The organism is Micromonospora sp. D75 (assembly GCF_018070405.1).
Taxonomy (GTDB): domain Bacteria; phylum Actinomycetota; class Actinomycetes; order Mycobacteriales; family Micromonosporaceae; genus Micromonospora; species Micromonospora chalcea.
This window is the reverse complement of record NZ_JAGPXV010000420.1, coordinates 1-5,252: the sequence shown is the minus strand read 5'-3', so window position 1 is coordinate 5,252 and position 5,252 is coordinate 1. Positions and strand designations below refer to the sequence as shown.

Here is a 5,252-nt window from a genome sequence, read left to right as displayed (position 1 = left end):
GATCGGGTACGCAGCCAGACCGCGGTGTCCGGTGGCAGCCGGTCGTCGTCGAGTGGGCCGCTGGCGAGCAGCAGCTCGTCGTGCGCGGGCAGCGGCACGGCGGCGTCGCCGAGGTTGACCACGCAGGTGAAGCCGGGCTCGCGGGCGAACGCGAGCACGCCGTGCGGTGCGGGCAGCCACGCCAGGGTGCCGTCGCCGAGCGCGGGTTCGGTGCGGCGCAGCGCCAGCGCGGCCCGGTACAGCTCCAGCATCGAGTGCGGGTCACCGGTCTGGGCGCGGACCGTGCGGTCCTTCCAGTCGGCCGGCTGCGGCAGCCACGGCGCGGCTGCGGCGCCGTCGGGGCTGAACCCGAACGGCGGGGTGTCGCCCTGCCAGGGCAGCGGCACCCGGCAGCCGTCGCGGCCGGGGTCGACCCGCCCGGACCGCTCCCACATCGGGTCCTGCCGCAGCTCGTACGGGATGTCCTCGACCTCCCAGAGGCCCAGCTCCTCGCCCTGGTAGACGTAGGCGGCGCCGGGCAGCGCGAGGGACAGCAGCGCGGCGGCGCGGGCCCGGCGGGTGCCCAGTTCCAGGTCGGTGGGGATGCCCTCGCGCTTGGCGGCGAAGCTGAACCGGGTGTCGGCGCGGCCGTACCGGGTGACGTGCCGGGTGACGTCGTGGTTGGACAGCACCCAGGTGGCGGGCGCGCCGACCGGGGCGTGCGCGGCCAGCGTGCCGTCGATGCTCTCCCGCAGCGCGGTGGCGTCCCAGGCGCAGCCGAGGAAGTCGAAGTTGAACGCGGTGTGCAGCTCGTCCGGGCGCAGGTAGTTCGCGAACCGCTGCCGGTCGGGCAGCCACACCTCGCCGACCAGCGCCCGCCCGCCCGGGTACGAGTCGGCGATGCGCCGCCAGGCGCGGTACACGTCGTGCACGCCGTCCTGGTCGCGGAACGGGTGCGGCCGGTCCGGGTGGACCTCCGGCAGCGTGCCGTCCTTGACGAGCAGCCCGGCCGAGTCGATGCGGATGCCGTCCACGCCCCGCTCGAACCAGAACCGCAGGATGTCCTCGAACTCTTCGCGGACCCGGGGGTGGTCCCAGTTGAAGTCGGGTTGCTGCGGGGCGAACAGGTGCAGGTACCAGTCGCCGGGGGTGCCGTCCGGGTCGGTGGTGCGGGTCCAGGTCGGGCCGCCGAACTCGCCGGTCCAGTCGGTGGGCGGCAGGTCGCCGCCGGGCCCCCGGCCGGAGCGGAACCAGAACAGGTCCCGTTCGGGCGCGCCCGGCCCTCCGGCGAGCGCGGCCCGGAACCACTGGTGCGCGTCGGAGCAGTGGTTGGGCACCACGTCGACGATGCTGCGGATGCCGAGCGCGTGCGCCTCGGCGATCAGCGCCTCCACCTCGGCGAGCGTGCCGAAGACCGGGTCGATGTCGCGGTAGTCGGACACGTCGTAGCCGGCGTCGGCCATCGGCGACGGGTACCAGGGGCTGAACCAGATGGCGTCGACGCCGAGCGCGGCGAGGTGATCCAGGCGGGACCGGATGCCGGCGACGTCGCCGATCCCGTCGCCGTTGCCGTCGGCGAAACTGCGCGGATAGACCTGGTAGATCACCGCGGAGCGCCACCACGGGCTGTTGTCGGCCATGGACACGGGCACCTGCTTTCTGCGGGGTCGGTTCTGCGGCGGCGGGCTGGGCGGCCGGCTTGCGGCGGGCCGCGGTTCGCCCGGTCAGCCCTTGAGGCCGCCGGTGGTCAGGCCGGACATGATGTTTCGCTGGAAGATCAGGAACAGCACGACGGTGGGAATGGCGGCGATCACAGACGCGGCGATGACCACGTTCATCGGGGTGCCGCCGGCGAAGGCGTAGATGCCGACGCTGACGGTCCGCGTCTCCGGCGACGGCATGACCAGCTTCGGCCAGAGGAAGTCCTTCCAGACCGCCGTCACCGCGAAGATCGCCACCACGCCGAGGATCGGGCGGGACATCGGCAGGACGATGGACCAGAGCGTGCGCAGCGGGGTGGCGCCGTCCATCACGGCGGCGGCCATCAGGTCCTCCGGGATCGAGTCGAAGAACCGTTTCAGCAGGAAGATGTTGAACGCGTTCGCCACCAGCGGCAGCCAGATCGCGAACGGCGAGTCGAGCAGGTTGACGTGCACGATCGGCAGGTCGATCACCGTCACGTACTGCGGGACGATCAGCACCATCGCCGGGATCATCAGCGTCGCCAGCATCATGCCGAGGATCAGCCCGCCCAGCACCGGACGCAGCTTCGACAGCGCGTACGCGGCGGCGGTGTCGAACACGAGCTGGAACACCACCGCGCCGGTGGCGTAGTAGAACGTGTTGAACAGCAGTTTCGCGAGATCCAGGTTGGTCCAGGCGTCGACGTAGTTGCCCGGCTGCGGGTCGCGGGGGAACAGCGTCGGCGGGGTCTGGGCGATCTCCTGGCCGGACTTCAGCGCGCCGGTGACCATCCAGTACAGCGGGCCGAGGAACACCAGCGTGAACCCGGCCACGACCACGGTGAGCACGGCCCAGTAGAGGACGCGGCCGCGACCGCGGCGCAGCTGGGCGTGGGAGATGAGGGTACGGGTGGTGCTGTCGGCGGCCATGTCCTAGTCCTGTCTCGCGGTCAGTCGCAGGTAGACGGCGGAGAACCCGGCCAGCACCACCAGCATGATCACGCCGAGCGCGGCGGCGCCGTTGAGGTCGTTCTGGAAGAACCCGTGCTGGTAGATCAGGTACGCCACGGAGGTCGCCGAGTCCTGCGTACCGGCGCCGTTGGCGAGGATCAGCGGCTCGATGAACAGCTGCATGGTGGCGACGATCTGGAGCATCGCCAGCAGCGCCAGGATCAGCCGGGTCTGCGGGACCGTCACGTGCACGATGCGCCGCCACACCCCGGCGCCGTCGATCTCGGCGGCCTCGTACAGCTCGCCGGGGATGTTCTGCAGCGCGGCCAGGTAGATCAGCACGGCGCCGCCCATGTTCATCCAGGTCGACGCGATCACCATGGCCGGCATCGTCATGGTGGGCGACTGCATCCACTCCGACGTGGGCAGTCCCAGCGCGGTGAGGACCGCGTTGAACAGCCCCGCCTCGCTCGGGTCGTAGGCGTAGAACTTGAACAGGAACAGCGCGGACGCCGGCGGCAGCATCACCGGCAGGTAGACGAGCACCCGCAGGTAGCCCTTGGCGTGGCGCAGCTCGTTGAGCAGGATCGCCACGAAGAACGGCACCAGGTAGCCGAGGACGAGCGCCAAACCGGTGAAGACGAACGTGTTCTTCCAGGCGGTCCAGAAGCTCGGATCGGCGATGATCCGGCTGTAGTTGTCCCAGCCGACCCAGGTGGTCTCGCCGCGGCGGGTGCGCTGGAAGCTCATCACGACGCCGCGGACCATCGGGTACCAGGAGAAGACGGCGAAGCAGACGACAGCGCCGATGAGGAACGTGTGCCCGGTGAGGTTGTCCCGGACCTTGCGGCCGAGACCGGCGCGGCGTCCGGCGGTACGCGACGGCGTCGGCGCGACAGGACCGGGACGGCGGGTGGCACCGGGGGCGGTGGTGAGCGCCAAGGCGACTCCTGCGGTGCTCGGGGAGGTGGGGCCGGTGCGCCGGCCCCACCTCCGGTCGGGTCAGCTGTCGGCGGCCAGCAGCTGGTTGACCTTGTCCTCGGCGGTCTTGAGCAGCGCGTCGATGTTCGCGTTCGGGTTGGTCAGCACACCGGACATCGCCGCGTCGAGCACCGCGTAGATCGCCTGCGCGTTGCGCGGCTCACCCTTGATCGGCACCGGGTTGGCCTCGAAGACCGCGAAGTTCGTGGTGTCCACGTTCGCGTTCGCCTTGCGCAGCTCCAGTTCCTGCTTCTGCGCGTCGCTGCCGTTCGTGAACAGCAGCGGCTGGGGCAGGCCGACCGGGTAGTTCTGCGGCTTGGCGCGCACGTAGTCGAACTGGCCCTTACCCGGGGTGAGCTTCTGGTAGGCGAGCCACTTCAGGCCGGCCTTGACCTGCTCGGGGCTCAGGCCCTTCTTGAAGAAGTAGCCCTCGCCGCCGCCCAGCGTGGCCTTGGCCGGGCCGTCCTGGCCGGGCAGCGGGCCCATCGCCCAGTCCTGGTACTTGCCCTGGAACTGGCTGACGATCGCCTGGGTCGCGTCCGGCGCGCCGATGAACATGCCGACCTTGCCGGCGCCGGCGTTGGTGAGCAGGTCACCCCACTGGAGCAGCTGCCGGGCACCCATGCTGTTGTCGCCGTAGCGCATGTCCTTGAGGTTCTGCAGGACCTGCTTGCCCATCGCGTTGTTGAAGTCGGCCTTCTTGCCGTCGGCGCTGAGCACCTGCCCGCCCTGCGAGTAGAGCAGCGACGTGAAGTGCCAGCCGCCGGTGTTGCCCGCGCTGTACTCGGCGTACCCGGCGATGCCGTCGCCGAGCGCGGAGATCTTCTTGGCCGCGGCCCGCACCTCCGGCCAGGTCTTCGGCGGGTTGTTCACGTCGAGCCCGGCCCGCTGGAACAGCGCCTTGTTGTAGATCAGGCCCATCGAGTAGTTCTTCACCGGTACGGCGTAGAGCTTGCCGCCGTCGGTGAAGACCTCCTTGAGCGCCGGGTCGACGCTGTCCCAGGTGGGGATGGTGTCCTTCGTGGCGTACTGGCCGATGTCCATCGCCTGGCCGGAGTCCAGCACCTGCTGAAGGTCGGTCATGTAGCCGTAGAACACGTCGGTGACGGTGCCGCCGGCCAGGCGGGCGGTGAAGTCCGGCGGGTTGTTGCACTGCTCGCCGACGCTCACGCTCTTCACGACGATGTCCGGGTTCTGCCGCTGGAACTCGGCGACGTCGTCGTTCCAGTTCTTCAGCAGCTCCTTCTGCGCGCCGACCGGCTGGCAGTCGACGGTGATGGTGACCTTGCCGCCGGCGTCGCCGCTGTCGTCGCTCTTGGTGGAGCACGCCGCAAGGCTGAGCCCGAGGCCGGTCGCGAGCGCGAGCGCCGCGACCTTCCGATACTGCGGTACGGACATCTGTCCATCCCTTCGGGAACGGGTGTATCCATGGCCTTCACTGATGTGCGGTGACCGCGCGGCTGCCTCTGGTGGTGGAACGGCAGCCGGCACGCGCCCTGCCTCCGGAAACCGCGCCCCGGGTCAGGTGTGAGTGGAGTCACTGTAGCGACGCGAACCGAACCCAGCAAGATGCCGACTGACAAACGCAAGAATTCGACTTGGCCTCGGAAGGACGCGGCTCCAGTCGGCCGTGTCGTCGATCTTGGAGTTGTGGCGCCT

The 5,252-nt window shown here is 70.0% G+C and carries 4 protein-coding genes; all 4 read right to left on the bottom strand.

The genetic code is table 11. From position 1 onward, the window contains the following. Positions 1 to 1,619 (bottom strand): glycoside hydrolase family 13 protein (locus KBX39_RS22075; protein WP_210872288.1); only part of this gene is annotated, 1,619 nt, incomplete at its 3' end. Between the two features lie 84 nt (positions 1,620 to 1,703). Continuing rightward, positions 1,704 to 2,591: a carbohydrate ABC transporter permease gene (locus tag KBX39_RS22070; RefSeq protein WP_210872286.1), complete on the bottom strand. Its 888-nt coding sequence runs from the start codon at positions 2,589 to 2,591 to the stop codon at positions 1,704 to 1,706. A gap of 3 nt (positions 2,592 to 2,594) precedes the next feature. Continuing rightward, on the bottom strand, positions 2,595 to 3,554 hold the full coding sequence (locus KBX39_RS22065) for a carbohydrate ABC transporter permease (RefSeq protein ID WP_210872283.1): 960 nt from the start codon (positions 3,552 to 3,554) through the stop codon (positions 2,595 to 2,597). Between the two features lie 60 nt (positions 3,555 to 3,614). After that, complete coding sequence (locus tag KBX39_RS22060; protein WP_043324313.1) at positions 3,615 to 4,991, bottom strand: ABC transporter substrate-binding protein; 1,377 nt, start codon at positions 4,989 to 4,991, stop codon at positions 3,615 to 3,617. Positions 4,992 to 5,252 lie beyond the last annotated feature (261 nt).

Bases quoted from the DNA above. Each gene is read 5' to 3' on its own strand.
- KBX39_RS22070 (WP_210872286.1), bottom strand. From the start codon at position 2,591: ATGGCCGCCGACAGCACCACCCGTACCCTCATCTCCCACGCCCAGCTG.
- KBX39_RS22060 (WP_043324313.1), bottom strand. From the start codon at position 4,991: ATGTCCGTACCGCAGTATCGGAAGGTCGCGGCGCTCGCGCTCGCGACC.